The sequence below is a fragment of the Streptomyces sp. NPDC006458 genome (genome assembly GCF_040612135.1).
Lineage (GTDB): Bacteria > Actinomycetota > Actinomycetes > Streptomycetales > Streptomycetaceae > Streptomyces.
In genome coordinates this window covers 27,123-53,657 of record NZ_JBEXPR010000018.1, presented here as the reverse complement: position 1 = coordinate 53,657, position 26,535 = coordinate 27,123, and the positions used below count along the sequence as shown (strand labels likewise).

The 26,535-nt window shown below is 71.8% G+C and carries 25 protein-coding genes; 10 read left to right on the top strand and 15 right to left on the bottom strand.

Annotated elements, in window-relative coordinates:
- Window positions 1–34: 34 nt before the first annotated feature.
- Window positions 35–1,534, bottom strand: coding sequence for an anthranilate synthase component I (locus ABZZ79_RS24070; RefSeq protein ID WP_356691866.1), 1,500 nt, complete (start codon window positions 1,532–1,534; stop codon window positions 35–37).
- Between the two features lie 11 nt (window positions 1,535–1,545).
- On the bottom strand, window positions 1,546–1,989 hold the full coding sequence (hisI, locus tag ABZZ79_RS24065) for a phosphoribosyl-AMP cyclohydrolase (protein ID WP_356691864.1): 444 nt from the start codon (window positions 1,987–1,989) through the stop codon (window positions 1,546–1,548).
- 237 nt (window positions 1,990–2,226) lie between these two features.
- On the opposite strand from hisI, the gene ABZZ79_RS24060 reads away from it, so the two are divergent.
- Complete coding sequence (locus ABZZ79_RS24060; protein ID WP_356691862.1) at window positions 2,227–2,862, top strand: TIGR03085 family metal-binding protein; 636 nt, start codon at window positions 2,227–2,229, stop codon at window positions 2,860–2,862.
- Window positions 2,863–2,972: 110 nt separating this feature from the next.
- On the opposite strand, the gene hisF is transcribed toward ABZZ79_RS24060, so the two are convergent.
- The 8 genes from hisF to hisD are packed head-to-tail and all read right to left on the bottom strand — an operon-like array spanning window position 2,973 to window position 8,707.
- Window positions 2,973–3,728, bottom strand: coding sequence for an imidazole glycerol phosphate synthase subunit HisF (gene hisF, locus ABZZ79_RS24055; RefSeq protein WP_356691860.1), 756 nt, complete (start codon window positions 3,726–3,728; stop codon window positions 2,973–2,975).
- The gene (locus ABZZ79_RS24050; protein WP_356691858.1) at window positions 3,725–4,129 is read right to left on the bottom strand and encodes a RidA family protein; all 405 of its coding nucleotides are present in this window, start codon (window positions 4,127–4,129) and stop codon (window positions 3,725–3,727) included. The genes hisF and ABZZ79_RS24050 overlap by 4 nt, the downstream gene beginning before the upstream one ends.
- A complete protein-coding gene (gene priA / locus ABZZ79_RS24045; protein ID WP_356691856.1) occupies window positions 4,126–4,860 on the bottom strand; it encodes a bifunctional 1-(5-phosphoribosyl)-5-((5-phosphoribosylamino)methylideneamino)imidazole-4-carboxamide isomerase/phosphoribosylanthranilate isomerase PriA in 735 nt (244 codons plus the stop codon). The genes ABZZ79_RS24050 and priA overlap by 4 nt, the downstream gene beginning before the upstream one ends.
- Window positions 4,857–5,507 (bottom strand): imidazole glycerol phosphate synthase subunit HisH, encoded by a 651-nt coding sequence (gene hisH, locus ABZZ79_RS24040; protein ID WP_356691854.1) that lies wholly within the window; start codon window positions 5,505–5,507, stop codon window positions 4,857–4,859. Before hisH ends, priA begins: the two co-directional genes overlap by 4 nt.
- Window positions 5,498–5,662: a hypothetical protein gene (locus ABZZ79_RS24035; protein ID WP_356691852.1), complete on the bottom strand. Its 165-nt coding sequence runs from the start codon at window positions 5,660–5,662 to the stop codon at window positions 5,498–5,500. Before ABZZ79_RS24035 ends, hisH begins: the two co-directional genes overlap by 10 nt.
- Complete coding sequence (gene hisB / locus ABZZ79_RS24030) at window positions 5,659–6,252, bottom strand: imidazoleglycerol-phosphate dehydratase HisB (protein WP_356691850.1); 594 nt, start codon at window positions 6,250–6,252, stop codon at window positions 5,659–5,661. Before hisB ends, ABZZ79_RS24035 begins: the two co-directional genes overlap by 4 nt.
- On the bottom strand, window positions 6,249–7,367 hold the full coding sequence (locus ABZZ79_RS24025) for a histidinol-phosphate transaminase (RefSeq protein WP_356691848.1): 1,119 nt from the start codon (window positions 7,365–7,367) through the stop codon (window positions 6,249–6,251). The genes hisB and ABZZ79_RS24025 overlap by 4 nt, the downstream gene beginning before the upstream one ends.
- A complete protein-coding gene (gene hisD / locus ABZZ79_RS24020) occupies window positions 7,364–8,707 on the bottom strand; it encodes a histidinol dehydrogenase (RefSeq protein WP_356691846.1) in 1,344 nt (447 codons plus the stop codon). The genes ABZZ79_RS24025 and hisD overlap by 4 nt, the downstream gene beginning before the upstream one ends.
- 166 nt (window positions 8,708–8,873) lie before the next feature.
- Between hisD and ABZZ79_RS24015 the strand changes: the two genes are divergently transcribed.
- The 4 genes from ABZZ79_RS24015 (at window position 8,874) to ybaK (ending at window position 12,880) form a co-directional block, all read left to right on the top strand.
- A complete protein-coding gene (locus tag ABZZ79_RS24015; RefSeq protein WP_356692061.1) occupies window positions 8,874–10,478 on the top strand; it encodes an oxidoreductase in 1,605 nt (534 codons plus the stop codon).
- A gap of 98 nt (window positions 10,479–10,576) precedes the next feature.
- Window positions 10,577–11,626, top strand: coding sequence for a hypothetical protein (locus ABZZ79_RS24010; RefSeq protein ID WP_356691844.1), 1,050 nt, complete (start codon window positions 10,577–10,579; stop codon window positions 11,624–11,626).
- Between the two features lie 11 nt (window positions 11,627–11,637).
- Window positions 11,638–12,378: an LON peptidase substrate-binding domain-containing protein gene (locus ABZZ79_RS24005; protein WP_356691842.1), complete on the top strand. Its 741-nt coding sequence runs from the start codon at window positions 11,638–11,640 to the stop codon at window positions 12,376–12,378.
- A 4-nt stretch (window positions 12,379–12,382) separates the two neighbouring features.
- A complete protein-coding gene (gene ybaK, locus ABZZ79_RS24000; protein WP_356691840.1) occupies window positions 12,383–12,880 on the top strand; it encodes a Cys-tRNA(Pro) deacylase in 498 nt (165 codons plus the stop codon).
- 340 nt (window positions 12,881–13,220) lie between these two features.
- On the opposite strand, the gene ABZZ79_RS23995 is transcribed toward ybaK, so the two are convergent.
- The 4 genes from ABZZ79_RS23995 to ABZZ79_RS23980 all read right to left on the bottom strand — a co-directional run bounded on the left by ABZZ79_RS23995 (window position 13,221) and on the right by ABZZ79_RS23980 (window position 17,224).
- The gene (locus ABZZ79_RS23995; RefSeq protein WP_356691838.1) at window positions 13,221–13,889 is read right to left on the bottom strand and encodes an AAA family ATPase; all 669 of its coding nucleotides are present in this window, start codon (window positions 13,887–13,889) and stop codon (window positions 13,221–13,223) included.
- Between the two features lie 34 nt (window positions 13,890–13,923).
- Window positions 13,924–14,745 carry an ABC transporter permease gene (locus ABZZ79_RS23990; RefSeq protein ID WP_356691836.1) on the bottom strand — a complete coding sequence of 274 codons (822 nt, stop codon included), beginning with the start codon at window positions 14,743–14,745 and terminating at the stop codon, window positions 13,924–13,926.
- An 85-nt stretch (window positions 14,746–14,830) separates the two neighbouring features.
- Entirely contained in the window at window positions 14,831–15,805 is a 975-nt protein-coding gene (locus ABZZ79_RS23985; RefSeq protein WP_356692059.1) for an ABC transporter ATP-binding protein, read from the bottom strand.
- 204 nt (window positions 15,806–16,009) lie between these two features.
- Window positions 16,010–17,224 (bottom strand): NYN domain-containing protein, encoded by a 1,215-nt coding sequence (locus ABZZ79_RS23980; RefSeq protein WP_356691833.1) that lies wholly within the window; start codon window positions 17,222–17,224, stop codon window positions 16,010–16,012.
- Window positions 17,225–17,448: 224 nt separating this feature from the next.
- Between ABZZ79_RS23980 and ABZZ79_RS23975 the strand changes: the two genes are divergently transcribed.
- Window positions 17,449–17,625 (top strand): hypothetical protein, encoded by a 177-nt coding sequence (locus tag ABZZ79_RS23975; protein ID WP_356691831.1) that lies wholly within the window; start codon window positions 17,449–17,451, stop codon window positions 17,623–17,625.
- Between the two features lie 88 nt (window positions 17,626–17,713).
- Here ABZZ79_RS23975 and dnaE read toward each other — a convergent pair whose 3' ends face one another.
- Window positions 17,714–21,253 (bottom strand): DNA polymerase III subunit alpha, encoded by a 3,540-nt coding sequence (dnaE, locus tag ABZZ79_RS23970; protein WP_356691829.1) that lies wholly within the window; start codon window positions 21,251–21,253, stop codon window positions 17,714–17,716.
- A gap of 256 nt (window positions 21,254–21,509) precedes the next feature.
- Here dnaE and ABZZ79_RS23965 point away from each other — a divergent pair, with 256 nt between their 5' ends.
- The 4 genes from ABZZ79_RS23965 (at window position 21,510) to ABZZ79_RS23950 (ending at window position 26,405) form a co-directional block, all read left to right on the top strand.
- Window positions 21,510–22,847 (top strand): DUF2252 domain-containing protein, encoded by a 1,338-nt coding sequence (locus ABZZ79_RS23965; RefSeq protein ID WP_356691827.1) that lies wholly within the window; start codon window positions 21,510–21,512, stop codon window positions 22,845–22,847.
- 105 nt (window positions 22,848–22,952) lie between these two features.
- The gene (locus ABZZ79_RS23960; RefSeq protein ID WP_356691825.1) at window positions 22,953–23,648 is read left to right on the top strand and encodes a hypothetical protein; all 696 of its coding nucleotides are present in this window, start codon (window positions 22,953–22,955) and stop codon (window positions 23,646–23,648) included.
- A gap of 89 nt (window positions 23,649–23,737) precedes the next feature.
- Window positions 23,738–24,538, top strand: a complete 801-nt coding sequence (locus ABZZ79_RS23955; protein WP_356691823.1) for a DsbA family protein — start codon at window positions 23,738–23,740, stop codon at window positions 24,536–24,538.
- 205 nt (window positions 24,539–24,743) lie between these two features.
- On the top strand, window positions 24,744–26,405 hold the full coding sequence (locus ABZZ79_RS23950) for an alkaline phosphatase D family protein (RefSeq protein ID WP_356691821.1): 1,662 nt from the start codon (window positions 24,744–24,746) through the stop codon (window positions 26,403–26,405).
- The last annotated feature ends 130 nt before the right edge of the window (window positions 26,406–26,535 follow it).

Sequence of the window (26,535 nt, the reverse complement as noted above, 5' to 3'; positions counted from 1 at the left end):
CGTGACAATCACCCCATTGTCGGCGCGGGGGGTTTCACGCCCGGTCCCCGAGCCGGTTGGCGGTGTGCACGGCGCGCAGCACGGCGGCCGCCTTGTTGCGGCACTCCTGGTCCTCGGCGGCCGGGTCGGAGTCGGCGACGATGCCCGCGCCGGCCTGGACGTAGGCGGTGCCGTCGCGCAGCAGGGCGGTGCGGATGGCGATGGCGGTGTCGGAGTCGCCGGCGAAGTCGAGATAGCCGACACAGCCGCCGTACAGGCCGCGCCGGGCGGGCTCCAGTTCGTCGATGATCTGCATCGCGCGGGGCTTGGGCGCGCCGGAGAGGGTGCCGGCCGGGAAGCAGGCGGTGAGCACGTCGAAGGCGGTGCGGCCGGGGGCGACCTTGCCGGTGACCGTGGAGACGATGTGCATGACGTGCGAGTACCGCTCGATCGACATGAAGTCGACGACCTCGACCGAGCCGGGCTCGCAGACCCGTCCGAGGTCGTTGCGCCCGAGGTCGACGAGCATCAGGTGCTCGGCGCGCTCCTTGGGGTCGGCGAGCAGCTCGTCGGCGAGGGCCTGGTCCTCCTGCGGGGTGGCGCCGCGGGGCCGGGTGCCGGCGATGGGGTGCAGCATGGCCTGCCCGTCCTCGACCTTGACGAGGGCCTCCGGGGAGGAGCCGACGACGTCGAAGGCCCCTCCGTCCCCGTGCGGGAACCGGATCAGGTACATGTACGGCGACGGGTTCGTGGCCCGCAGCACCCGGTAGACGTCCAGCGCGCTCGCGGTGCACGGCGTCTCGAAGCGCTGGGAGGGCACCACCTGGAAGGCCTCGCCCGCGCGGATGCGCTCCTTGATGTCCTCCACGGCGTCCCGGAACTCGGGGCCGCCCCACCGCGCGGTGTACTCGGGCAGTTCGGAGGGCGGCAGGACGCCCGGGGGCTGGGCGAGCGGGCGGGCCAGGTCGGCCTCCATGGCGTCGAGCCGGGCCACGGCGTCCGCGTGTGCCTCGTCGACGCCGGTTTCGAGGTCGTTGTGGTTGATCGCGTTGGCGATCAGCAGGACCGAGCCCTCCCAGTGGTCCATCACCGCGAGGTCGCTGGTCAGGAGCATGGTCAGCTCGGGCAGCTTCAGGTCGTCGTGCTCGCCGGGGCCGATCTTCTCCAGGCGGCGCACGATGTCGTAGCCGAGGTAGCCGACCATGCCGCCGGTGAAGGGCGGCAGGTCTTCCTGGTGCGGGGTGTGCAGGGCCTCGACGGTGGCGCGCAGGGCGGCCAGCGGGTCGCCGGCCGCGGGGACGCCGACGGGCGGGGTGCCGAGCCAGTGGGCCCGGCCGTCGCGGGTGGTCAGGGTGGCGGCGGAGCGGACGCCCACGAACGAGTAGCGGGACCACGAGCGGCCGTTCTCCGCGGACTCCAGCAGGAAGGTGCCGGGGCGCTCGGCGGCGAGCTTGCGGTAGAGCCCGACCGGGGTGTCACCGTCGGCGAGGAGCTTGCGGGTGACGGGGATGACGCGCCGGTCGGTGGCCAGCTTGCGGAACGTGTCGAGATCCATGCGCGCTGACCTTACTGATTCCGGGCCGTGGGGCCGTTGTGGGCGTCCTCGACGTCCTTGAGCAGTACGTCGGCCTCGAAGCAGGTGGGGGCGCCGGTGTGGCAGGCGGCGCCCACCTGGTCGACCTGGACGAGCACGGTGTCGGCGTCGCAGTCCAGCGCCACGGACTTCACCCACTGGAAGTGTCCGGAGGTGTCGCCCTTGACCCAGTACTCCCGACGGCTGCGGGACCAGTACGTGCAGCGGCCGGTGGTGAGGGTGCGATGCAGCGCCTCGTCGTCCATCCAGCCCAGCATCAGCACCTCTTTGGTGTCGTACTGCTGGGCGATGGCGGGCACGAGGCCGTCCGGGCTGCGCTTGAGACGCGCGGCGATCTCGGGGTCGAGGCCGCTGGGCGGAGCACCGGCGTCTCCATCAGGGGCGGAGGCCGGGCGACGGGCGGGCGTACTGGTCATGTCTGCCATTGTGCCGCGCGGCACAGACAGTTACGGGCCGTGTCCATTGGGCGGACCCTGGCGTGGACACCTGGTGTCCGGCGGACGGCACCCTGCGGGGGCGTGGACACCCGGTGTCCGGCGGACGGCACCGGGCAGGGGCGTGGGCGCCGCGAGGGTGTCACCCGGCGCTGACCCGCCCGCCCGCGAGGGGAGTGTCCACTGGGCGGACTTTTCACAGAGCCGTAGGCTTTCCGCATGTCGACCTTCGCCAAGCGTGAACGGCTCCTTCTCGCCGACCTCTTGGAAACCGCCGGTCCCGACGCCTCGACGCTGTGCGAGGGCTGGCGGACCCGTGACCTGGCCGCGCACGTGGTGGTGCGCGAACGCCGCCCCGACGCCGCCGGGGGCCTCGTGATCAAGCTGCTCTCCTGGCGCCTGGACAAGGCGATGGAGGAGTTCGCGGCCAAGCCGTACGACGAGCTGATCCAGCTGATCCGGACCGGCCCGCCGCGGTTCTCGCCGTTCAGTCTCAAGCAGATCGACGAGGCCTCGAACACGATCGAGTTCTACGTCCACACCGAGGACGTCCGCCGCGCCCAGCCCGACTGGACCGCGCGCGACCTGGATCCGGTCTTCCAGGACGCCCTCTGGTCCCGCCTGGAGCGCACCGCCCGCCTCATGGGCCGCGGCGCCGCCACGGGCCTCGTCCTGCGCCGCCCCGACGGCCAGACGGCGGTCGCCCACCGCGGCACACCGGTCGTCACGGTGACCGGCGAGCCGTCGGAACTCCTGCTGTACCTCTACGGCCGCCAGGCCGCGGCCACGGTCGCCCTGGACGGCGACCCGGACGCGATCGCCAAACTCCAGGCGGGGAAGCAGCTGGGAATCTGAGGTCGGCCGGGCGGGCCGGACCGCGGCACCCGCGCGCCTCCCCCGGCGTCGGCCCACGAGTGAGCCCCGGCCTCCAGGAGACCGGGGCTCGCCTCACCGAGGGGGCGGCGTCACCGGACGGGGTGGCCCGCCTCGCGCAGGGCGTTCTTCACCTCGCCGATGCGCAGGTCGCCGAAGTGGAAGACGGACGCCGCGAGCACCGCGTCCGCGCCCGCCGCGACCGCCGGGGCGAAGTCGGCGAGCCGCCCGGCGCCGCCGGAGGCGATGACGGGAACGGTCACGTGCTTGCGGACCGCCTCGATCATCCGGATGTCGTAGCCGTCCTTGGTGCCGTCGGCGTCCATCGAGTTCAGCAGGATCTCGCCGGCGCCCAGCTCGGCCGCCCGGTGCGCCCACTCGACCGCGTCGATGCCGGTGCCCTTGCGGCCGCCGTGGGTCGTCACCTCGAAGGAGCCCGACTCCGTGCGGCGGGCGTCGACCGAGAGGACCAGGACCTGGCGGCCGAAGCGCTCGGCGATCTCGCGGATCAGGTCGGGGCGGGCGATCGCGGCGGTGTTCACCCCGACCTTGTCGGCGCCCGCGCGCAGCAGTTTGTCCACGTCCTCGGCGGTGCGGACGCCGCCGCCGACCGTGAGCGGGATGAACACCTGCTCGGCGGTGCGGCGCACCACGTCGTAGGTCGTCTCGCGGTCGCCCGACGAGGCGGTGATGTCCAGGAACGTCAGCTCGTCGGCGCCCTCGGCGTCGTACACCTTGGCCATCTCGACGGGGTCGCCCGCGTCGCGCAGGTTCTGGAAGTTGACGCCCTTGACGACCCGGCCGTTGTCCACGTCCAGGCAGGGGATGACTCGGACCGCCAGGGTCATGAATCCACGGCTCCTCTGAATGCCTCTATCTCGACTTCGACCAGGATGCGCGAGTCGACGAAACCCTCCACGACCAGCAGGGTCGCGACCGGGCGCACGGAGTCGAACAGTTCCTTGTGCGCGCGGCCGACCTCTTCGACGTCCCGCTGATGGGTCAGGAACATCCTGGTCCTGATCACCGACCCGGGCCCCAGCCCGAACTCGGCGATCGCCTCCAGCGCGCTGGTGAACGCCACCTTCGCCTGCTCGTACGGGTCGCCCTCGCCGTACAGCACATCGCCCTTGACGGACGTCGTGCCGCCCACCAGCACCCGGTCGCCCGCCGCCACGGCGCGTGCGAAACCGAAACTCTCCTCCCAGGGACTTCCGCTCTGCACCCGCCGTACGCCGTCGGACGTCATGACGACACTGCCTCCAGGGCCTCTTCCAGGGTGAACGCCTTGGCGTACAGCGCCTTCCCGACGATGGCGCCCTCGACACCGAGGGGCACCAGCTCGGAGATCGCCCGCAGGTCGTCCAGCGAGGACACCCCGCCGGAGGCGACGACCGGGCGGTCGGTGGCCGCGCAGACGTTCTTCAGCAGTTCCAGGTTCGGGCCCTGGAGGGTGCCGTCCTTGGCGATGTCGGTGACGACGTAGCGGGCGCAGCCCTCGTTGTTCAGGCGCTCCAGCGTCTCGTAGAGGTCGCCGCCGTCGCGGGTCCAGCCGCGGCCGCGCAGGGTCGTGCCGCGGACGTCGAGACCGACGGCGATCTTGTCGCCGTGCTCGGCGATGACCTTGGCGACCCACTCCGGGGTCTCCAGCGCGGCCGTGCCGAGGTTCACCCGGGTGCAGCCGGTGGCGAGGGCCGCCGCGAGGGAGGCGTCGTCGCGGATGCCGCCGGACAGCTCGACCTTGAGGTGCAGTTCCGCCATGCGCTCGGCGACCTCGGCGATCAGCTCCCGGTTGTCGCCCGTGCCGAACGCTGCGTCCAGGTCGACCAGGTGCAGCCACTCGGCGCCGGAGCGCTGCCAGGCGAGGGCGGCGTCCAGCGGGGAGCCGTAGGACGTCTCGGTGCCGGACTCGCCGTGCACGAGGCGGACGGCCTGTCCGTCACGGACGTCGACGGCGGGGAGGAGTTCGAGCTTGCTCACAGTGTTCCGATCCAGTTGGTGAGGAGCTGGGCTCCGGCGTCGCCGGACTTCTCGGGGTGGAACTGCGTGGCCCACAGGGCGCCGTTCTCCACGGCGGCCACGAAGGGCTTGCCGTACGTCGTCCAGGTGACCTTGGGGGCGGCGATGAGCGGGTTGTGGATCTCCAGCGACCAGTCGTGGGCGGCGTAGGAGTGCACGAAGTAGTAGCGCGCGTCCGTGTCGAGGCCGGCGAACAGCTGCGAGTTCGCCGGGGCGTCGACGGTGTTCCAGCCCATGTGGGGCACGACCTCGGCCTGGAGCGGCTCGACCGAGCCGGGCCACTCGTCCAGGCCCTCGGTCTCCACACCGTGCTCGATGCCGCGCGCGAACAGGATCTGCATGCCGACGCAGATGCCCATCACCGGGCGCCCGCCGGACAGCCGCCGGTCGACGATCCAGTCGCCGCGGGCCTCGCGCAGGCCGTTCATGCAGGCGGCGAAGGCGCCGACGCCCGGCACCAGCAGACCGTCGGCGTTCATCGCCTTGTCGAAGTCACGGGTGATCTCGACCTCGGCGCCCACGCGCGCGAGGGCACGTTCGGCGGAGCGGACGTTACCGAAGCCGTAGTCGAAGACGACGACCTTCTTGGATCCGGCGCTCAATTCCACACCTCCAGCCGGAGGACTCCCGCGGCGAGACACATCGCGGCACCGATGGAGAGCAGCACGATCAGGCTCTTCGGCATCTGCTGCTTGGCGAAGGAGATGATGCCGCCGACCAGGAAGAGGCCGACGACGATCAGCACGGTCGACAGGCCGTTCACAGGGCACCCTTCGTGGAGGGAAGGATGCCGGCGGCGCGCGGGTCGCGCTCGGAGGCGTAGCGCAGGGCGCGGGCCAGCGCCTTGAACTGGCACTCCACGATGTGGTGCGCGTTGCGGCCGTAGGGCACGTGCACGTGCAGCGCGATCTGCGCCTGGGCCACGAAGGACTCCAGGATGTGCCGGGTCATCGTGGTGTCGTACTCGCCGATCATCGGCGCCATGTTCTCGGGCTCGGTGTGCACGAGGTACGGGCGGCCGGACAGATCGACCGTGACCTGGGCGAGGGACTCGTCCAGGGGGACCGTGCAGTTGCCGAAGCGGTAGATGCCGACCTTGTCGCCTAGGGCCTGCTTGAAGGCGGCGCCGAGGGCTAGGGCGGTGTCCTCGATGGTGTGGTGCGAGTCGATGTGCAGATCGCCCTCGGTCTTCACGGTCAGGTCGAACAGACCGTGCCGGCCGAGCTGGTCGAGCATGTGGTCGTAGAAGCCGACACCGGTCGCCACGTCGACCCGGCCGGTCCCGTCGAGGTTTATCTCGACGAGCACCGAGGTCTCCTTCGTGACCCGCTCCACGCGTCCTACGCGGTTCATGCGTTCTGCTCCTTCTTGAGTTCACGGACCGCGTCGAGGAACGCGTCGTTCTCTTCGGGGGTGCCGGCGGTAACCCGCAGCCAGCCGGGTACGCCGTTGTCCCGGACCAGGACGCCCCGGTCGAGGATCTTCTGCCAGGCGGCGTGGGAGCCGCCCTCGCCGTCGAACCGGCCGAACTGCACGAAGTTGGCGTCCGAGGCGGTCACCTCGAAGCCGATCGCCAGCAGCTCGCTCACCAGCCGGTCCCGCTCGGCCTTCAGCTGCTCGACATAGCCGAGCAGGGTGTCGGTGTGCTCCAGCGCGGCCAGCGCGGTCGCCTGGGTGACGGCCGACAGGTGGTACGGCAGCCGGACCAGCTGGACCGCGTCCACGACGGCCGGGTGCGCGGCGAGATAGCCGAGCCGCAGGCCCGCGGCGCCGAACGCCTTGGACATCGTGCGGGAGACGACGAGGTGCGGCCGGCCGTCGAGCAGCGGCAGCAGCGAGTCGCCGTGGCTGAACTCGACGTACGCCTCGTCGACCACCACGATCGACGGCTTGGCCGCCTGCGCGGCCTCGTACAGCGCGAGGACCGTCTCGGCCGGGACGGCGTTGCCCGTGGGGTTGTTGGGGGTGGTGACGAACACGACGTCGGGCCGGTGCCCGGCGATGGCCTGCTCGGCCGCCGCGAGGTCGATGGTGAAGTCGTCGCGTCGGGGCCCTGAGATCCAGCCCGTGCCCGTGCCGCGCGCGATGAGCCCGTGCATCGAGTACGACGGCTCGAAGCCGATCGCCGTACGCCCCGGCCCGCCGAAGGTCTGCAGCAGCTGCTGGATGACCTCGTTGGAGCCGTTCGCCGCCCAGACGCCCGCCGGGCCCACCTCATGGCCCGAGGTGTTCGTCAGGTATTCGGCGAGCCTCGTGCGCAGCTCGACCGCGTCCCGGTCCGGGTAGCGGTTGAGGTGCCGGGCCGCCTCGCGCACCCGCTCGGCGATCCGCTCGACCAGCGGCTCGGGCAGCGGGTACGGGTTCTCGTTGGTGTTCAGCCGTACGGGGACGTCCAGCTGGGGCGCGCCGTAGGGGGACTTGCCGCGCAGCTCGTCCCGTACGGGGAGATCGTCGATTCCGGGGTTCACTTGCTCGTCGGTACCTTCCACCCGAACCTTGCCTTGATCGCCGCGCCGTGCGCGGGCAGGTCCTCCGCCTCGGCCAGCGTCACCACGTGCTGCGCGATCTCGGCCAGCGCGTCCCGCGTGTAGTCGACGATGTGGATGCCGCGCAGGAAGGACTGGACGGACAGGCCGGAGGAGTGACAGGCGCAGCCGCCGGTGGGCAGGACGTGGTTGGACCCGGCGGCGTAGTCGCCGAGCGACACGGGCGCCCAGGGGCCGATGAAGATGGCGCCCGCGTTGCGCACCCGGTCGGCCACGGCGGCCGCGTCGGCCGTCTGGATCTCCAGGTGCTCGGCGCCGTACGCGTCGACGACCCGCAGGCCCTCCTCGACGCCGTCGACCAGCACGATCGCGGACTGCTTGCCCTGCAGGGCGGGGACGATCCGGTCGTCGACGTGCCTGGTGGCCGCGACCTGGGTCTCGAGCTCCTTCTCGACCGCGTCCGCGAGCGCCGGGGAGTCGGTGACCAGGACGGCCGCCGCGAGCGGGTCGTGCTCGGCCTGGCTGATCAGGTCGGCGGCGACGTGCACCGGGTCGGCGGTGTCGTCGGCGAGGACGGCGATCTCGGTCGGGCCGGCCTCCGCGTCGATGCCGATCTTGCCGGTGAAGTAGCGCTTGGCGGCGGCGACCCAGATGTTGCCGGGGCCGGTGACCATGTTGGCGGGCGGGCAGGACTCGGTGCCGTAGGCGAACATCGCCACGGCCGTGGCGCCGCCGGCCGCGTACACCTCGTCGACGCCCAGCAGCGCGCACGCGGCGAGGATCGTCGGGTGCGGCAGGCCGCCGGCCGGATCGTTCTCGAAAGCGGGCGCCTGGGCGGGCGAGGCGAGCGCGATGGACTCGACGCCGGCCTCCTGGGCGGGCACGACGTTCATCACCACGGACGACGGGTACACGGACCGGCCGCCCGGGACGTACAGGCCGACCCGGTCGACCGGCACCCACTTCTCGGTGACCGAGCCGCCGGGCACGACCTGGGTGGTGTGGGTGGAGCGGCGCTGCTCGCGGTGGACGAGGCGGGCGCGGCGGATGGACTCCTCCAGGGCCGCGCGCACGGCCGGGTCGAGCTCGTCGAGGGCCTTGGTGATCGCCTCGGCGGGCACCCGCACCCGCTCCAGCCGGACCCCGTCGAACTTCTCCGCGAAGTCGATCAGCGCCGCGTCGCCACGATGATGCACGGCCTCGCAGATCGGACGCACCTTCTCCAGGGCGACGGATACGTCGAAGTCGGCTCGGGGCAGCAGGTCGCGCAGGGCGGGACCCTCCGGGAGGGCGTCGCCGCGCAGATCGATTCGGGAGATCACGGTGCCCATTCTCCCAGACCGCCGTCTTGCGTCGTCCGCGCGTATCAATGGCTGATACAGACCGTGGAACATCACCCTCACCATCCGCGTTCGGAGCGTCACTCACCGGGCATCACGGTCGTACGCGTCCGTGTGGTGCGAGCGAGGGAGGTGACCAGCCGTGACCATGGGGGACGGTGAGCCGCCGCAGGAGCTGACGGCCGCCGAGGCGGGCATGTGGCAGGCGTTCCGCAGCGGCACCGTGTACGACCTGAGCAGCGGCGATCCTCTGATCGACGACCCGCACGGCGGGCGTGTCTGGGGCGCGGAGCGGACCGTGCGGGCCCGGATCGTGTGCTGGCTGCTGCTGGACGGGCCGCCCGCGCTGGCCGGGCGGGTGTCCGCGCTGAAGCTCACCGGGGTGCGGATCGTCGACACCTTCGACCTGGCGGGCGGCACGGTCGTGCCCTACGTCGAGCTGCACGGCTGCCGTTTCGAGCGGGAGGTGCTGCTGCCGGAGGCCCGTTTCACCACCGTGCGGATGGTGAACTGCGTGGTGCCCCGGCTGGAGGCGGCCCGGGTGCACACCGAGGGCGATCTGCATCTGCCGCGCTGCCGCTTCCACCACGGTGTCCGGCTCACCGACGCGCACATCGGCACCGACCTGCTGCTCAACCAGGCCGTCGTGCACCCCGACCGGCGGGGCCGTTCCCTCACCGGGGACGGCATGAGCGTGGGCCAGGACCTCCAGGCCGAGCTGCTGGAGTCGTACGGCGAGCTGAGTCTGCGGGGGGCCAGCGTCGGCGTGTCGCTGAGTCTGCGCGGGGCGCGGCTGGTGAACCCGGAGGCGCGGCTGGCGCTGAACGCGCCGCAGCTGACCGTCGGGCGCACGGTGTACATGACCCCGGCGGCCGTCGGCGGCGGTCTGCTGGGCGGCGTGACCCCGCCGCGCGGGACCCGCATCCAGCCCTTCGAGTGCGTGGGCGGGGCCCGCCTGGACGACGGCCGGTTCGGGGACGCCGTCGACCTGGAGCGGGCCCGGCTGGAGCTGGCGGAGGACCAGGAGCTGTCGCTGCGCCGGGTGCAGACGCCCGAGCTGCGGTTCCTGGGCGAGACGCCGCAGTTCGGCAGCGTGGCGCTGTCGGGGGCGCGGATCGTCAACCTGGTCGACCGGGCGAGCAGCTGGCCGGGGCCCGGCCGGCTGCACATAGGAGGTTTCGCCTACGAGAACCTGGTGCCGCACGGGCCGTTCTCCCCCGCCCAGCGCTTGGCGTGGGTGGCCGCCGCGACCGCCGAGTACAGCCCGGAGCCGTACGAGCGGCTGGCGGCCGTGCTGCGGGCGGGCGGCGAGGACGAGGACGCGCGCGAGGTGCTGCTCGCCAAGCAGCGCCGCCGCCGCGAGACGCTGCCGCTCGGCCCGAAGCTCTGGGGGTACCTCCAGGACTGGACCGTGGCCTACGGCTACCGGCCGGGGCGTGCCGCGCTGTGGATGGCGGTGCTGTGGGCGGCGGGCTCGCTGGCCTTCGCATACGCGGGCCGGCCCGCGGGCGGCACGGGCGTCGGGGGCGGCGGCATGGGCGTGGGCGCAGCGGGGACCGGGGGCGAGGAGCCGCCGTGGAACCCGGCGCTGTTCGCCCTCGACCTGCTGCTGCCGGTGATCGACCTCGGCCAGGTCGGACTCTGGCAGTTGCAGGGCGGCTGGCAGTGGCTCGGGGCGGCGCTGGTGCTGCTCGGCTGGATCCTGGCGACGACGGTGGCGGCGGGAGCGACGAGGCTGCTGCGACCAGGGTGACCGGTGAGCACTGTCTTTGCCTGCACTTGACTGATGGGCGTACAACCTTCAACGGGTTGGGCTCAGGGGCTGGCGCGCGCCGGACCTGCGGTCTTTCAATGGTCGGCACCATGGCTCTGCTGCCCCCGTTCATCCGCGCCGCCCGGACGTCCCGGATCCCCGCGCGGGTCCCGCACCCCGCCCCCGGACTGCCGGCCGACGACGAGGTGCTCCTCGACGCGCCCGACGACCGGCTCGGACCGGCGCTGGTCGGCGCCGGGTGCGGCGACCCCGCCCCGGCCGCCGTGCTGCTGGCCGAGACCCGGGCACGCGGCGAGTGGGAGCTGCGCGACCGGTACGTCGTCCGGCTGGCGTTCTTCGCGCACGCGCGCCCCGAGTGGTTCCAGGAGTGGCGTACGGCCGCTCCGCACGACCCCGACGCGCTGCTGGTCGGCGCGCAGCTCGCGGTGGACCGGGGGTGGGGGTCGCCGGCCCGTGCGGAGCTGCTGCGCGAGGTGAGCCCGGCGATCACGGCCACCGCGCACGGCGACCACCGCGACCCGGTGCCCTGGCGGCTGGCGCTGGACCACGCGCGCGGTTCGCGGGCCGGGCACAAGTACTTCGGCGAGCTGTGGGAGGCGGCGGTGCGGCGCGCCCCGCATCACTACGGCTGCCATGTGGCGGCGCTGCGCTACCTGGCCGCGTCGTACCACGGCTCGCACGGCGAGTGCTTCGACTTCGCCGACCGCGCCGCGCAGGACGCCCCCCGGGACTCCCTGGTGCAGGCGCTGCCGGTGCGGGCCGCCCTCGCGTATCTGACCGACGGCTGCGGGCCCGAGGTGCCGCGCGCCCGGCTGGACGCGGCCGCCGACCGGGCCATCGCCCTGTCCGCGCGGTTCCCGGCGGCCGACCCGTGGCCCGCGCAGATCCGCAATCTGCTGGCCTTTGTGCTGGTGCGGCTGAACCGGTACGCGGACGCCCTGGACCAGCTGCGGCTGACCGGCCCGTACGCAACGTCCTTCCCCTGGGACCGGGCCGGGGAGGAGCCGCTGGGGGTGTTCCTGCGGGTGCGGGCAGGGCTGGTCGCGGGGGTCCGGGCGGTCGAACTGGGCGGCGCCGGGCATCCGCACTCCGGGCACGCAGGACGCGCACGCTCCGCCGACCATTAGGCTTTGGCGCCGTGACCACCGTCCGCCTGCCGCTCTTTCCGCTGAACTCGGTGCTGTTCCCGGGGCTCGTGCTCCCGCTGAACATCTTCGAGGAGCGCTATCGCGCCATGATGCAGACCCTCCTGAAGACGCCCGAGGAGGAAGCCCGCCGGTTCGCCGTCGTCGCCATCCGCGACGGCCACGAGGTGGCGCCGAGTGAACCGGGCCTGCCCGATCCGACCGCGGTGCCCGAACGCGGCCCCGCCGCGGGCTTCGGCCCCGATCCCGTCAAGGCCCTCCACGGGGTGGGCTGTATCGCCGACGCGGCGACGATCCGGGAGCGGCCCGACGGCTCGTTCGAGGTGCTGGCCACCGGGACGACCCGGGTGCGGCTGGTGTCGGTCGACGCGTCGGGGCCGTTCCTCATGGCCGAGCTGGAGCCGCTGCCCGAGGATCCTGGCGACGAGGCGGGAGCGCTGGCCGAGGGTGTCCTGCGGGCGTTCCGGCAGTACCAGAAGAGGCTGGCCGGGGCCCGCGAACGTTCCCTCGCGACCGGGGCCGAGCTGCCCGACGAGCCGTCGGTGGTGTCCTATCTGGTGGCCGCCGCGATGGTTCTGGACACGCCCACGAAGCAGCGGCTGCTCCAGGCCCCGGACACGGCGTCGCGGCTGCGGGACGAGCTGAAACTCCTGCGCGCGGAGACGGCGATCATCCGTAATCTGCCCTCCCTGCCGGCGCAGGACCTGACGCGCGGCCGTACGAGTCTGAACTGAGGACATGGCGAAGAAGGCGAAGAAGCAGCAGGGCGGCACGCCCGCGACGGTGGCGCTCACCGCGGCGGGCGTGGACTACACGGTCCACGCCTACGACCACGACCCGTCCCATTCCTCCTACGGCGAGGAGGCCGCCGAGGCGATGGGGGTCTCCCCCGACCGGGTCTTCAAGACGCTGGTGGCCGACGTCGACGGCGCGCTGACCGTGGCCGTGGTCCCGGTGGCCGGTTCCCTCGACCTCAAGGCCCTGGCCTCGGCGGTGGGCGGCAAGAAGGCCGTGATGGCCGATCCCGCGCTGGCCGAGCGGACGACGGGGTATGTGCGGGGCGGGATCTCTCCGCTGGGGCAGCGGAAGCGGCTTCCTACGGTGCTGGACGACTCGGCCTCGGCCCACGCGACGATCTGTGTCTCGGCGGGGCGCAGGGGGTTGGAGGTGGAGCTGGCTCCCGGGGACCTGGCTTCGCTGACGGGTGCCGTGCTGGCGGCTGTCGGGCGCGGGTGAGTGTTCGCCGGCGTCCTGCTTTCTGTGTGCGCGCCGGGGTGCGGGTCGTCGGTGGCCTCTCGCGCAGTTCCCCGCGCCCCCACGGGATCCGGGGTGCGGGTCGCGTGTGGCCTGTCGCGCAGTTCCCCGCGCCCCCACGGATCCAGGGTGCGGGTCGTCGGTGGCCTGTCGCGCAGTTCCCCGCGCCCCTACGGATCCGGAGTGCGGGTCGCGTGCGGCCTCTCGCGCAGTTCCCCGCGCCCCTACGGATCCGGGGTGCGGGTCGTCGGTGGCTTGTCGCGCAGTTCCCCGCGCCCCTTGGGGCGTTGGCCCGTAGGGCGGCGGAGGGGCGGCGGACCGGCTACTTGTGGTCCGGGCCGTACGTGGGGGGTTCGGGGTCTCTCGGGCCGAAGAGGGCCGTCAGGCCGAGGTGGAACAGGAGGGCTCCGAGCGGCCAGGCCAGGAGCGCGCCCTTCGCGTTCAGTTTCAGCGGGGCCGAGAAGGTGACCCCCCGCCCGACCTCCTTCGCATGGGCGAGGACGTCGTCGGCGGGGCCGAGCCACAGGCCGAAACGCCAGGCCAGCAGGGAGCCGAGCAGCCCGCCGAGGCCGAGGGCGACGACGAGGGGGACTCCGCCCCGGCGGCGTACCAGAAAGACGACGAGCGCCGTCACCACGCCGAAGGCCAGCCCCAGGAGAGCGAACGTTCCGTCGGTGCCGATGGCCTGCTCGCCCTCGGTCTCCTTGACGTAGACGACCCAGCTGCCGTCGGTCACCTCGCCGATCAGCGGAATGCGCGGCGCGAGCCAGTTCCACAGCGCGCCGAGCAGCACTCCGGTCAGCGCCACCGCGACGGTGATCACGGCGGCCTCACGCAGCTCCGTCCTCATCCCGGGACCGTCCTGTCCGTACCCGTACGCCCCCTCGTGCCCCGCCCCGCCCGACGGCGGCCACGCGGCGTGGGGCGAGTGGGACTGGCTGTGCGCCGACTGCTCGTGCGGCGGCGGAGGCGGAGTAAACGGTGCGGTCACCCTGACATCGTGCCAGGCCCGCCCGCCCGGTGCGTCACCGGACGGCAGCCCGGCGGTACGCCCACGTGGCCACGGCCAGCGAGATCCCCCCGACCCCCGCGCACACCGCGAGATCCCAGGCCACCAGGGCCCAGTCGGGATCCGCCGAGAAGGTACGGGCGTACGCCTCGACGCCGTAGGTCGAGGGCAGCAGATCACGGGCCAGCCGCACGAACTGCGGCATCCGCTCCGGCGGCAGCACGCCCAGCAGCAGCGCGGCGGACATGCCGAGCTGCCCCAGCACGGTGGCCAGCTCCGGCCGGGGCGCGAGCAGCCCCAGGGCCGCGCCCAGCCCGGACAGGGCGGCCCCGGCGAGCGGCACGACCGCGAGCAGGATCCACAGATTGGTCAGCGGCAGCCCGAACAGCACACAGCCGAAGGCGGCCGTGACGAAGGTCCCCGGCACCGTGAAGGAGGCGTAGGCGCCCGCCGCGCCCAGCACGACCGCGGCCGGCGGCACGGGCAGGGTCGCGTAGTGGTCCAGCCCGCCGCTCGACCGCAGCTGCCCGAAGTACTGGGCCAGCAGGTTCAGCGCGACGAAGGCCACGACGAGCACCGCGGCACCGGCCACCACGTGCTCGGCCTGGCTGCCGCCGTCGACCACCCCGCGCATCATGATCAGGATGCCGACCGACTGGAAGGTCGCCACGAACAGCAGCGGGATGCGCGCCACCCGTGCCCGGGACAGCTGTGCCCGGTACACGGCCGCCAGCGACGGCCACAGCCGCGCGCGCGGCCCGAGCTCGGCCGGCCCCGCGGCCCGCTCGTCCGCCTCCAGGACACCGCCCGGCAGCACCTCTGCGGGTACGACACTCACCTCGCGCTGCTCCCCTTCCTGGGGTTCACTGCGGATCTCGCCCCAACGCGTGCATTCTCCCGTACGGCGAGCGCGGCCCCGCCGTTCACGCCTTCACCAGCCCCTGCCGCGCGGCCCCGCCCAGGGCCAGGTAGACGTCCTCCAGGCTGGGCGTGGCGAGGGTGAAGTCGTCCAGCGCGGCGAACGCGGCGCCGCCGGTGACCGTGGCCACGACCGCGCGGGCCTCCTCCGGGGCCAGCCGCAGGGTCCAGCGGCGGCCGGACTCCTCGGCGCCCTCGCGCAGCGCGGCGACCTCGGGCACCTCCAGCGGGGCCCGGTCCCGCCACACCAGCTCGACCCGGACCTCGCCGGCCACCCGCTCCTTCAGCCCGGCGGGCGTGTCACAGGCGATCACCCGGCCCCGGTCGAGCACGGCGACCCGGTCCAGTACCGTCTCGGCCTCGATCACGTTGTGGGTGACCAGCAGCACCGTCGTACCGCGCTCGGCGCGCCGGCGGTCGACGGCGGACCACACGGCCCGTCGGGCCACCGGGTCCATCGCCGTGGTGGGCTCGTCCAGCACCAGCAGCGGCCGTTCGCCGACCAGCGCGGCGGCGAGGCAGGCCAGCCGACGCTGCCCGCCGGACAGCTTCTTCAGGGGCCGCGACGCGAGCGTGGTCAGCCCGAGCTCCTCCAGCACGGCGTCCCGCTCGGCGCGCGCCCGCCGGGCCTCCAGCCCGCGCAGCCGCCCGGTCGTCTCGGCGGCCAGGGACACGGTCAGCTCGTCCAGGGCGGTCGACTCCTGCCCCAGGTAGGCGAGGATGCGCGCGGCCCGCTCCGGGTGCCGCACGATGTCGTGCCCGAGGATGCGCACGCTCCCGCCGTCGGGCCGCATCAGCCCGGTGAGCTGGCGTACGAGGGTGGTCTTCCCGGCTCCGTTCGGCCCGAGCAGGCCGAAGATCTCCCCGCGCCGGATGTCGAGCTCCACGTCGTCGGTGGCCCGCACCTCGGGCACCGCGGGCACCCCGCGCCGGCCCCGCATCGCCGGATAGGTCTTGGTCAGCCCGCGCACCGAGCACACCACATCGCCGGGGTGTCCAGGGGTGTGTCCCGCGCGCGTACTCACAAGGGACGAGCCTACGGGGTCGGGAGGGCGCACACGCTCCCGGGTCGGCCCATAACAGCAAAACCGCCCGTAGGCCCTTTTCCCGGCTACCGCCAGTACGCCCTTCCCGTCCGCCGCCCGTACGCCCGTCTCGGCTACCGCCCGTACGCCCTCTCCGGCTCACTCCCCGGCGGGGGCGTGCTCCGCGGCCGAGGGCACGTCGAACTCGCGCCAGAAGCCCGCCCGGATCGCGTACCGGTCGTGCTCGTCGATCTGGTCGTCCTTGTGCGCCAGCAGCCCGAAGCGGGCCGCGTACCGCAGCAGCTCCCCGTCGATCCGGTGCGGGATGCGCGGGTACATCCCCGACAGCCGCTGGAGATGCCCCTGGTCCCCCAGCCGCGCAATCCACCGGCGCGCGAACACCTGCCCGACCTCGTACGGGTCGCCGCCGACGGTCGTGATGTCCTCCTCGCGGTCGGCCCATCGCTGCTCGGCCGTCGTGAGCTGCGCCAGTGTCGGCATGGAGGCGACCTCCGGCGGCTCACTGGTGACGCCGGGCCGGTCCACCCAGCCCTTGTCGGACGACCAGCGCAGGGTCGCGCTCGCCGGATGCTGGACCGCGTGCGTGCCGGGCCCGCGCAGGGCGGCGAGGTCCTTGGGCGTGGGCACGCCCTTGGGCGCGGGCACCCGCTCCTCCGAGGCCGGCCGGGCACCGCCGGCGGGGTGCTGCGCGGGCTCGTCGGTGGGCCGCTCGGTGCCGGCCAGACTCGCGTCGGGCAGCGGGGCGGACAGGATCGCGGCGATCTCCGGCCGGGGCGCGGGCGGCGGCGCGCAGGTCCCGGTCAGCTCCTTGGCCCGGACTGCCTTGGTGATCCAGATCCGGTCCAGCACGCGCCGCTCGTCGGCCTCGGCGACCAGGTCCTCCGACTGGTTGTAGTCGCCGTCGGCCGCCTGGACGGCCCAGAGGTGGACGGCGACCCCGTGCTCCTTGGCGGCCATCATGCCGGGCAGCAGATCGCCGTCGCCGGTGACCAGGACGATGTCGGAGCAGGCGCGATTGCGGGCCAGCTCGGTCAGCTCGGCGTGCATGGCCGCGTCGACACCCTTCTGGGCCCAGCGTCCGTCGCTGCGGGTCAGCGCGCCCAGCCGGACGGTGACGCGGGGCATCACCCGCAGCCTGCGGTGCTCGGGCTGGGGAACGCGGTCGGGAGCGCCGTCGAACCAGTAGATGCGCAGCAGAGGGCGCTCGGTCTCGGACTCGGCGCGCTCGCGCAGGCCCTGGATCAGGGCGGCGTGGTCGACGGTGATGCGGGACCTGGAGGGTTCCCCGGCGAGGAGACTGGCGGCGGCCCCCAGCAGATACCCGGCGTCCACCAGGACGATGCAGCGGTCCACACGACTCACCCTCTTCCTGGGAGGTTTGCTTCGGGCTCGCTTCGAGTCTGCCCGACGGCGCGTGGGTTAACGGCCGGAACTCGATCTTCGGCGTGGCGTTTCGGGGCGTCACTCCACGACCACGCCTGTCACACACGGTAATTATCCGAAATGCGCTCTCTGTCAGGCTATGTGAATCTGGTCGCGGCCCTGGCCCCTAGATCACCCACAGGAGGCAGATCACCATGGCCAAGAACAAGAAGCAGGACCGAAGTCGCCAGCAGCAGTCCTCGACGGCTGAGCGCGGCCAGCAGCAGGCCCAGCAGGCGGCGATGCAGTCGGAGGCGGCCCACCGCATGGAGCAGGTGACTCCGGCCGACATCGCCCGCAAGGGCCGGCAGAAGCGCTTCGGTCACAACTGACACCTTCACAAAGGTTGTTGAGACCCAGGCACACAACGAGGGGCGCACCCCGCAACAGGGTGCGCCCCTCGCCCCGTCCTCCGTCCGCTCAGCCGGCCAGACAGGACGGGCCGAGCAGCACCTTAAGGTCGCCGAACAGGGCCGGGTCGGGCTTGACCCGGTGCCGGTCCAGACGCAGCACGGTCGTCCTGGTCGGTCCCTGGAGCCTGATCCGGACCTCGCTGTCGCCCTTGTGGTGGCTGAGGATCTCGCCGAGGCGGCTGACCATCGGCGGCGTGACCTTCATGGCCGGGATGGTGAGGATCACCGGTGCGTTGGTGCCCGCCGTCGACAGGTCGGGGACCATCAGCTCCATGGCCACCAGCCGCGGCACGTCCTCGCGCTTGTCGAGGCGGCCCTTGACGAACACCACGGCGTCCTCGACGAGTTGGGTCGACACCAGCTGGTAGGTCGCCGGGAAGAACATGCACTCGATGGAACCGGCGAGGTCCTCGACGGTGGCGATGGCCCAGGCGTTGCCCTGCTTGGTCATCTTGCGCTGGAGGCCGGAGATGATGCCGCCGATGGTGACGACCGCGCCGTCCGCGTGCTCACCGCCGGTGAGCTGGGCGATGCCCGCGTCGGCCTTGTCGGACAGCACGTGCTCCAGTCCGAACAGCGGGTGGTCGGAGACGTAGAGGCCGAGCATCTCCCGCTCCTGGGCGAGCAGGTAGGTCTTGTCCCACTCGTCGGGCGAGAACTCCACGTCGAGCCCGAAGCCCGGCTCGCTGGTGCTCTCCTCGCCCATGCCGCCGAAGAGGTCGAACTGGCCCTCGGCCTCCTTGCGCTTGACCGCGACCACGTTGTCGATCATCGGCTCGTACTGGGCCGTCAGTCCCTTGCGGGTGTGGCCCATGGTGTCGAAGGCACCGGCCTTGATCAGCGACTCCGTGGTGCGCTTGTTGCAGACGACCGCGTCGACCTTGTCGAGGTAGTCGGGGAAGGAGGCGTACTTCCCCTTGGCCTTGCGGCACTTGATGATCGACTCCACGACGTTGGTGCCGACGTTGCGCACGGCGGACAGGCCGAAGAGGATCACGTCGTCGCCCTGGGCGGCGAAGTTGGACTCGGACTCGTTGACGTTCGGCGGGAGCACCCGGATGCCCATGCGGCGGCACTCGTTGAGGTAGACGGCCGACTTGTCCTTGTCGTCCTTGACCGAGGTCAGCAGCCCCGCCATGTACTCGGCCGGGTAGTTCGCCTTGAGGTAGGCGGTCCAGTAGGAGACCAGGCCGTACGCGGCGGAGTGCGCCTTGTTGAAGGCGTAGCCGGCGAACGGGACCAGCACGTCCCACAGGGCCTGGATGGCCTCGTCGCTGTAGCCGTTCTTGCGGGCGCCGGCCTGGAAGATGACGAAGTTCTTCTCCAGTTCCTCGGGCTTCTTCTTGCCCATCACGCGGCGGAGGATGTCGGCCTCGCCGAGCGAGTAGCCCGCGATGATCTGGGCGGCCTTCTGCACCTGCTCCTGGTAGACGATCAGGCCGTAGGTGACCGCCAGGACCTCTTCGAGGGGCTTCTCCAGCTCCTTGTGGATCGGCGTGATCTCCTGCTGCTTGTTCTTGCGCAGCGCGTAGTTCGTGTGCGAGTTCATGCCCATCGGGCCCGGCCGGTACAGGGCCGACACGGCGGAGATGTCCTCGAAGTTGTCGGGCTTCATCAGCCGCAGCAGGGACCGCATGGGTCCGCCGTCGAACTGGAAGACGCCGAGGGTGTCGCCGCGCTGGAGCAGTTCGAAGGTCGTCGGGTCGTCCAGGGGCAGGGCCAGGAGGTCCAGGTCGACGCCCTTGTTGGCCTTCACCATCTTGACGGCGTCGTCCATGATGGTCAGGTTCCGCAGGCCGAGGAAGTCCATCTTCAGCAGGCCGAGCGACTCGCACTGCGGGTAGTCCCACTGCGTGATGGTCACGCCGTCGGTGTGCCGCACCCAGATCGGGGCGTGGTCGACGATCGGCTCGCTGGACATGATCACGCCGGCCGCGTGCACACCCATCTGCCGGACCAGGCCCTCCACGCCGCGCGCGGTGTCGATGACCTTCTTGACGTCCGGCTCGTTCTCGTACATCGCCCGGATCTCGCCGGCCTCGGAGTACCGGGGGTGCTGCGGGTCGGTGATGCCGGAGAGCGGGATGCCCTTGCCGAGGACGTCCGGCGGCATGGCCTTGGTGAGGCGGTCGCCCATCGCGTACGGGTAGCCCAGCACGCGCGCGGAGTCCTTGATGGCGTTCTTGGCCTTGATCGTGCCGTAGGTGCCGATCATGGCGACCTTGTCGGCGCCGTATTTCTCGGTCACGTACCTGATCACCTCGACGCGCCGACGCTCGTCGAAGTCGATGTCGACATCGGGCATCGAGATGCGCTCGGGGTTGAGGAAGCGCTCGAAGATCAGGCCGTGCGGGATGGGGTCGAGGTCGGTGATGCCGAGGGCGTAGGCGACGATCGAGCCGGCCGCGGAGCCTCGGCCGGGGCCGACCGCGATGCCCTGCTTCTTGGCCCACATGATGAAGTCGGCGACCACGAGGAAGTAGCCCGGGAAGCCCATCGAGATGATGGTGTCCATCTCGTACTCGACCTGCTTGATGCGGTCGTCCGGGATGCCGCCCGGGAAGCGGCGCTCCATGCCGCGCATGGTCTCCTCGCGGAACCAGCTGACCTCGGTGTAGCCCTCGGGGATGTCGAACTTCGGCATGAGGTCGCGCTTCTCGAACATGCCGGTGGTGTCGATCTGCTCGGCGACCAGGAGGGTGTTGCGGCAGCCCTCCTGCCAGGCGTCCGAGGAGTCGACGGCGTACATATCGTCCGTCGACTTGAGGTAGTAGCCCGAGCCGTCGAACTTGAAGCGGTCCGGGTCCGAGAGGTTCTTGCCGGTCTGGATGCACAGCAGCGCGTCGTGGGCGCCCGCCTCGCTGGCGTAGGTGTAGTGCGAGTCGTTGGTGACCAGCGGCGGGATGCCGAGCTTCTTGCCGATCTCCAGCAGGCCGTCACGGACCCGGCGCTCGATCTCGATGCCGTGGTCCATCAGCTCCAGGAAGTAGCGGTCCTTGCCGAAGATGTCCTGGTACTCGGCGGCCGACTTCAGGGCCTCGTCGTACTGGCCGAGGCGCAGCCGGGTCTGGAGCTCGCCGGAGGGGCAGCCGGTGGAGGCGATGAGCCCCTCGGACCACTTGGCGATGGTCTCCTTGTCCATCCGGGGCCACTTCTGCAGCCAGCCCTCGGCGTAGGCGTCGGAGGAGAGCCGGAAGAGGTTGTGCAGTCCGGTGGCGTTCGCCGACCAGATCGTCTTGTGGGTGTAGCCGCCGGAGCCGGAGACGTCGTCCCGCTTCTGGTGCGGCTGGCCCCACTGGATCTTGCGCTTGTTGCGGCGGGACTCGGGGGCCACGTACGCCTCGATGCCGATGATCGGGGTGATCCCGGACTTCTTGGCGGTGTGGAAGAAGTCGTACGCCCCGTGGAGGTTGCCGTGGTCGGACATGGCGATGTGCGTCATGCCCATCTCGTTGCAGGCGTTGAACATGTCCTTCAGCCGCGCGGCACCGTCCAGCAGTGAGTACTGAGTGTGGACGTGCAGGTGCGTGAACGGCGGCTTTGACACGGCGCGGCCTCCAAGGAAAACACTCGACGACGGGATGCGGACGGTCTGGGGGGACAGCGTCGAAGTCTATGCCCGACCACTGACACCGGAGATAATCAACGTGGCGCGAAGCGCCTCGATACGGGGTGGCGGTCGGGCGACGGTCGGGCACTCACGCGTACCTTCATGCGTTGGAAGAGGGCGGGGGCGTCCTGCGGGACGTTCGTCGCACCTGCCCCAAACGTCCCGCACAACCTGTACCAGGAGGCATCCAGCGATGTCGGTTCCCCAGCTCGACGCGGAGCAGAGGGGCGAGGAGATCCTCGCCGTCTTCGACACCGCCTTCGGCGAACTGCTGGCCGCCGACCCGGCCGCGTTCCGGGTGAAGTTCCGCAAGATGGCGGCATCGGCGTTCGCGTTCTACCGGGGGACGGCCTGCCTCTTCTACCACGATCTGAGCACCGGGGACGGCCCGGGCACGGACGGCGCCCCGTACGTGGACGACCGCACCTCGCGCGTGTGGATCCACGGCGACCTGCACGCCGAGAACTTCGGCACGTACATGGACTCCACGGGCCGTCTGATCTTCAACGTCAACGACTTCGACGAGGCCTACGTCGGTCCTTTCACCTGGGACCTGAAGCGCTTCGCGGCCTCCATAGCGCTGGTCGGCTACGCCAAGGCGCTGAGCGACGAGCAGATCACCGAGCTGGTGGGGGTCTACGCGGGCGCGTACCGCGAGCGGGTCCACGCGCTGGCGGCCGGCGCCAAGACCGAGGACGTGCCGCCGTTCACCCTGGACACGGCCACCGGCCCGCTGCTCGGCGCCCTGCGCGACGCCCGCTCGCTGACCCGCTTCTCGCTGCTGGACTCGATGACGGAGATCCGCGACTTCGAGCGCCGTTTCGCGCCCGGCGGCGGCTCCATCGAGCTGGACGCGGCCACCCGCTACAAGGTGCTGGCGGCCTTCGACGGCTATCTGGAGACCCTCCCGGAGACCTCGCTGGCCCGCCCGGACTCCTACCGGGTCAAGGATGTCGTCGGCCGCCGCGGCATCGGCATCGGCTCGGCCGGTCTGCCGTCGTACAACATCCTGCTGGAGGGCCACAGCGACGCCCTGGAGAACGACGTGGTGATCTACGTCAAGCAGGCCCAGACCCCGGCGGTCTCCCGGCACATCACCGACCCGGCGATCCGTGAGTACTTCCGTCACGAGGGCCACCGCACGGTGATCTCCCAGCGCGCCCTGCAGGCCCATGCCGACCCGTGGCTGGGCTGGACCGAGCTGGACGGCGCGGGCCAGCTGGTCGCCGAGGTCTCGCCGTACGCCGTGGACCTGGACTGGGGCGACATCGACGACCCGGAGGAGATCGCGGCCGTCGTGGCCGATCTGGGCCGGGCGACCGCCTCGATGCACTCCGCGGCCGACGACACCTCCGGCGAGTCGCTGGTGCCGTTCTCCACCGAGCGGGCCATCGACGCGGCGATCGCGGCCGACGAGGAGGGCTTCGCGCCGCTGCTGGTGGACTTCGCGCACAGCTACGGCGCACGCGCGCGGGCCGACCACCAGATCTTCGTCGACCTGTTCCGCAACGGCCGGATCCCGGGGCTGTGACGCGGCCGCCGGGCCGTTCGGCGGCCGCCCAGGGGCGCCCCCGCTGAATCTCACAGGCAACCTTTAAGGGTCCCTTATCCGGGCGCATGCCACACTTCGTAGGCGATGGACATATCAGGGACTCAGCTCAGAGCCGTGCGCGCGGCGCTGTTCACGACGGTGGTCGTGACGCTCAGCACCGCGTCGCACGTGCTGCTGTCCGGGGTTCCGCTTCCGGTGGGCACGGTCGCGGTGGTCACCGCCGCCGTGTTCGCCGCGGCCTACGCGCTGGCGGGCGCCGAGCGCGGCTTCGGGCGGATCGCCGCCCTGCTGATCCCGCTGGAGCTGGCCGCCGACACCGTCTTCACCGCCGGCCAGCACACCTGTTACGGCCAGGCGGGCGGCCCGGTCGCGGGCCCGCTGCGCTCGATCGGCCTGGACCTGCTGTGCGCCGGACAGGTGGGCGGCCCGCTCGCCCGGATGACCGGCTCCGACGGCGGCGAACGGATGGCCGCCCTGCTCGGGCAGGCCGGTCCGGCCACCGCCTGGCTGCTGCTGGGCGCCCATGTCGGTGTCGGCGCGCTCGCCGCCCTCTGGCTGCGGCGCGGCGAACGCGCCCTGGCCCAGCTGATGCGGGCCGCCACCGCCACCACCTTCCGGCCGCTGCTGCTCGCGGCCGCCGCAGTCGCCGTACGGCGCACCCCGGCCCGCCCCCGCCGGCCCCGCACGCTCCGCCGTACCGCACCGGTGCGCGAGCTGCTGCTCTCGCACTCCCTGGGACGCCGGGGACCGCCCTGCTCCGCCGCCTGCGCCGTCGTCTGACGTCGGCACCGGCCCTCATCTGAGCACAGGCAGTCCCCCACACGTATCCCGCGTACGACATGTGCGCGTCCCACATGGAGATCATCAGCATGAGCAAGCGGAACAGCCAGGCGGCGAAGACGGTGGCCCGGGAGCGGCTGCGCGTGGAGCGCGAGCGCGAGGCGAAGAAGGCCAAGGTCCGGCGTCAGCTCGTGGTGGCCGGCGCGATCGTGGGTGTGCTGGCCGCGGCCGGCGGCATCGGCTTCGCGGTCGTCCGGGCCAATGAGCCCGGCCAGTGGGAGGAGGCCGCGAAGGCGACCGTCGTCGCCCCGGCCAACACCTCCGGCAAGAACGGCACCACGGTCGTCGTCGGCGACTCCAAGACCGACAACGTGGTCCGCCTCTACGAGGACCCGCGCTGCCCGGCCTGCGCCGGCTTCGAACAGACCGTCGGCGAGACGGTCAACAAGGGCATGGCGGACGGCGACTACAAGCTGTCCTTCACCATCGGCACCTTCCTCGACGGCAACCTCGGCGGCGAGGGCTCCAAGAACGCCCTCAGCGCGCTCGGCGCCGCGCTGAACGTCAGCCCCGAGGCGTTCCTGGACTACAAGGCCGCGCTGTACTCGGCCAAGTACCACCCCGAGGAGTCCGTCGACGACCTCGCCGACGACAGCTACCTGATCAAGGTGGCGGACACGGTCGACGCCCTGAAGAACAACAAGAAGTTCCAGGACGCCGTCGAGGCGGGCACCTACGACGCCTGGGCGATGAGGATGAGCAAGACCTTCGACGACGCCGAGGGTGTCGACTCCACGCCCACGATCAAGATCAACGACAAGACGATCAAGAATCCGGAGACGGTCGCCGACTGGCAGACGGCCCTGAAGGACGCGGGCGTCACCAAGTAAGACGGCCCTGAAGGGCGGGGGCGTCGCCGAGCGGAGCGCGGGGCGCCATCGCGTCAGGAACACGGGTGCCGGCACGTAACACCACGTCAGACGGCGGACGCCGGGAAACACACAGCCGACGAGCGGGCGAACTCTTGAGGGTTCGCCCGCTCTTGCTGTGCCGATGGCTTACCGACGGGTCTACCGGTCAGTAATCTGATCGCCCGTGACCAGTCGCAACAGATCTTCCCTAGGCAGCAACCTGCCCGCTCCGCGCCGCCGTTCGGTCGTCAAGGCCGCCGCCGCCGGAGCCGTTGTCGCCGCTCCGCTGACCGCCGCGCCACCCGCGCGCGCCACCGAGTCGGCCCCCGCCTTCCTGCACGGCATCGCCTCCGGCGACCCGCTGCCCGACGGCATCCTGCTCTGGACCCGGGTGACCCCGGCCCCCGAGGCGGTGCCCGGCTCCGGGCTCGGCGCCGACACCACGGTGAGCTGGGTCGTCGCCACCGACAGGGCGCTGACCGACGTGGTCAGCCGGGGCTCCACCACCGCCACCGCCGCCACCGACCACACGGTCAAGGCGGACATCCGCGGACTCGCCCCCGCCACGGACTACTTCTTCCGCTTCTCCGCGGGCGGCACCGACTCGCCCGTGGCCCGCACCCGCACCGCGCCCGCCGCCGACGCGGCCGTGGCGAACCTCCGCTTCGGCGTGGTCTCCTGCGCCAACTGGGAGGCCGGCCACTTCGCCGCCTACCGCCACCTCGCCGACCGCGGCGACCTGGACGCCTGGCTGCATCTCGGGGACTACATCTACGAGTACGGCAACGGCCAGTACGGCACCCGCGACACGGTCGTACGGCCGCACGCCCCGGCGCACGAGATCCTCACCCTGGCGGACTACCGCGTCCGGCACGGCCGTTACAAGACCGACCCCGACCTCCAGGCCCTGCACACCAAGGCTCCGGTCGTGGCGATCTGGGACGACCACGAGATCGCCAACGACGCCTGGTCGGGCGGCGCCGAGAACCACACCGAGGGCACCGAGGGCGCCTACGCGAGCCGCCAGGCCGCCGCCAAGCAGGCCTACTTCGAGTGGATGCCGGTGCGTCCGGCGATCGCCGGCACCACCTACCGCCGGCTGCGCTTCGGCAAGCTCGCCGACCTCTCGCTGCTGGACCTGCGCTCCTTCCGCGACCAGCAGGTCAAGCTGGGCAACGGCCAGGTCGACGACCCCGACCGCACCCTCACCGGCCGGGCCCAGCTGGACTGGCTGAAGGCGGGCCTGAAGTCCTCGGACACCACCTGGCGGCTGGTCGGCAACTCCGTGATGATCGCGCCGTTCGCCATCGGCTCGCTCACCGCGGACGTGCTCAAGCCGCTCGCCGAGCTGCTGGGCCTGCCGAAGGAGGGCCTGGCCCTCAACACCGACCAGTGGGACGGCTACACCGACGACCGCCGCGAACTGCTGGCGCATCTGCGGGCCAACTCCATCCGCAACACCGTCTTCCTCACCGGCGACATCCACATGGCGTGGGCGAACGACGTGCCGGTGGACGCGGGCACGTACCCGCTGTCGGCCTCGGCCGCCACGGAGTTCGTGGTCACCTCGGTGACCTCCGACAACCTCGACGACCTGGTGAAGGTCCCCGAGGGCACCGTCTCGGCCGTCGCCTCGCCGCTGATCCGCGCCGCCAACCGGCATGTCCACTGGGTCGACACCGACCGCCACGGCTACGGCGTCCTGGACATCACCGCGGACCGCGCGCAGATGGACTACTACGTCCTGTCCGACAAGACCAAGGCGGGCGCGACCTCGTCCTGGGCCCGCTCGTACCGCACCCGCAGCGGCACCCAGAAGGTCGAGCGGACGTACTCGCCGGCGTGAGCCGGACATTGAGCGACGATTTTCAGCCAATCGCCGTGTGCTACTGAACGATTAACGCGAAATCACGTCGCTACGGCGGGTGGTGTGAGCCGTGGCCCTTTTCCGGACACACCACCCGCACAGGTCACCG

Coding starts and splice junctions, on each gene's coding strand:
- ABZZ79_RS23975 (WP_356691831.1), top strand. CDS start 17,449: ATGGCCAAGAACAAGAAGCAGGACCGAAGTCGCCAGCAGCAGTCCTCG.
- hisI (WP_356691864.1), bottom strand. CDS start 1,989: ATGACCAGTACGCCCGCCCGTCGCCCGGCCTCCGCCCCTGATGGAGAC.
- ABZZ79_RS23960 (WP_356691825.1), top strand. CDS start 22,953: ATGGACATATCAGGGACTCAGCTCAGAGCCGTGCGCGCGGCGCTGTTC.
- ABZZ79_RS24070 (WP_356691866.1), bottom strand. CDS start 1,534: ATGGATCTCGACACGTTCCGCAAGCTGGCCACCGACCGGCGCGTCATC.
- ABZZ79_RS24060 (WP_356691862.1), top strand. CDS start 2,227: ATGTCGACCTTCGCCAAGCGTGAACGGCTCCTTCTCGCCGACCTCTTG.
- ABZZ79_RS24010 (WP_356691844.1), top strand. CDS start 10,577: ATGGTCGGCACCATGGCTCTGCTGCCCCCGTTCATCCGCGCCGCCCGG.
- ABZZ79_RS24050 (WP_356691858.1), bottom strand. CDS start 4,129: ATGACGTCCGACGGCGTACGGCGGGTGCAGAGCGGAAGTCCCTGGGAG.
- ABZZ79_RS23955 (WP_356691823.1), top strand. CDS start 23,738: ATGAGCAAGCGGAACAGCCAGGCGGCGAAGACGGTGGCCCGGGAGCGG.
- ABZZ79_RS24015 (WP_356692061.1), top strand. CDS start 8,874: ATGGGGGACGGTGAGCCGCCGCAGGAGCTGACGGCCGCCGAGGCGGGC.
- ABZZ79_RS23965 (WP_356691827.1), top strand. CDS start 21,510: ATGTCGGTTCCCCAGCTCGACGCGGAGCAGAGGGGCGAGGAGATCCTC.
- hisB (WP_356691850.1), bottom strand. CDS start 6,252: ATGAACCGCGTAGGACGCGTGGAGCGGGTCACGAAGGAGACCTCGGTG.
- ybaK (WP_356691840.1), top strand. CDS start 12,383: ATGGCGAAGAAGGCGAAGAAGCAGCAGGGCGGCACGCCCGCGACGGTG.
- hisF (WP_356691860.1), bottom strand. CDS start 3,728: ATGACCCTGGCGGTCCGAGTCATCCCCTGCCTGGACGTGGACAACGGC.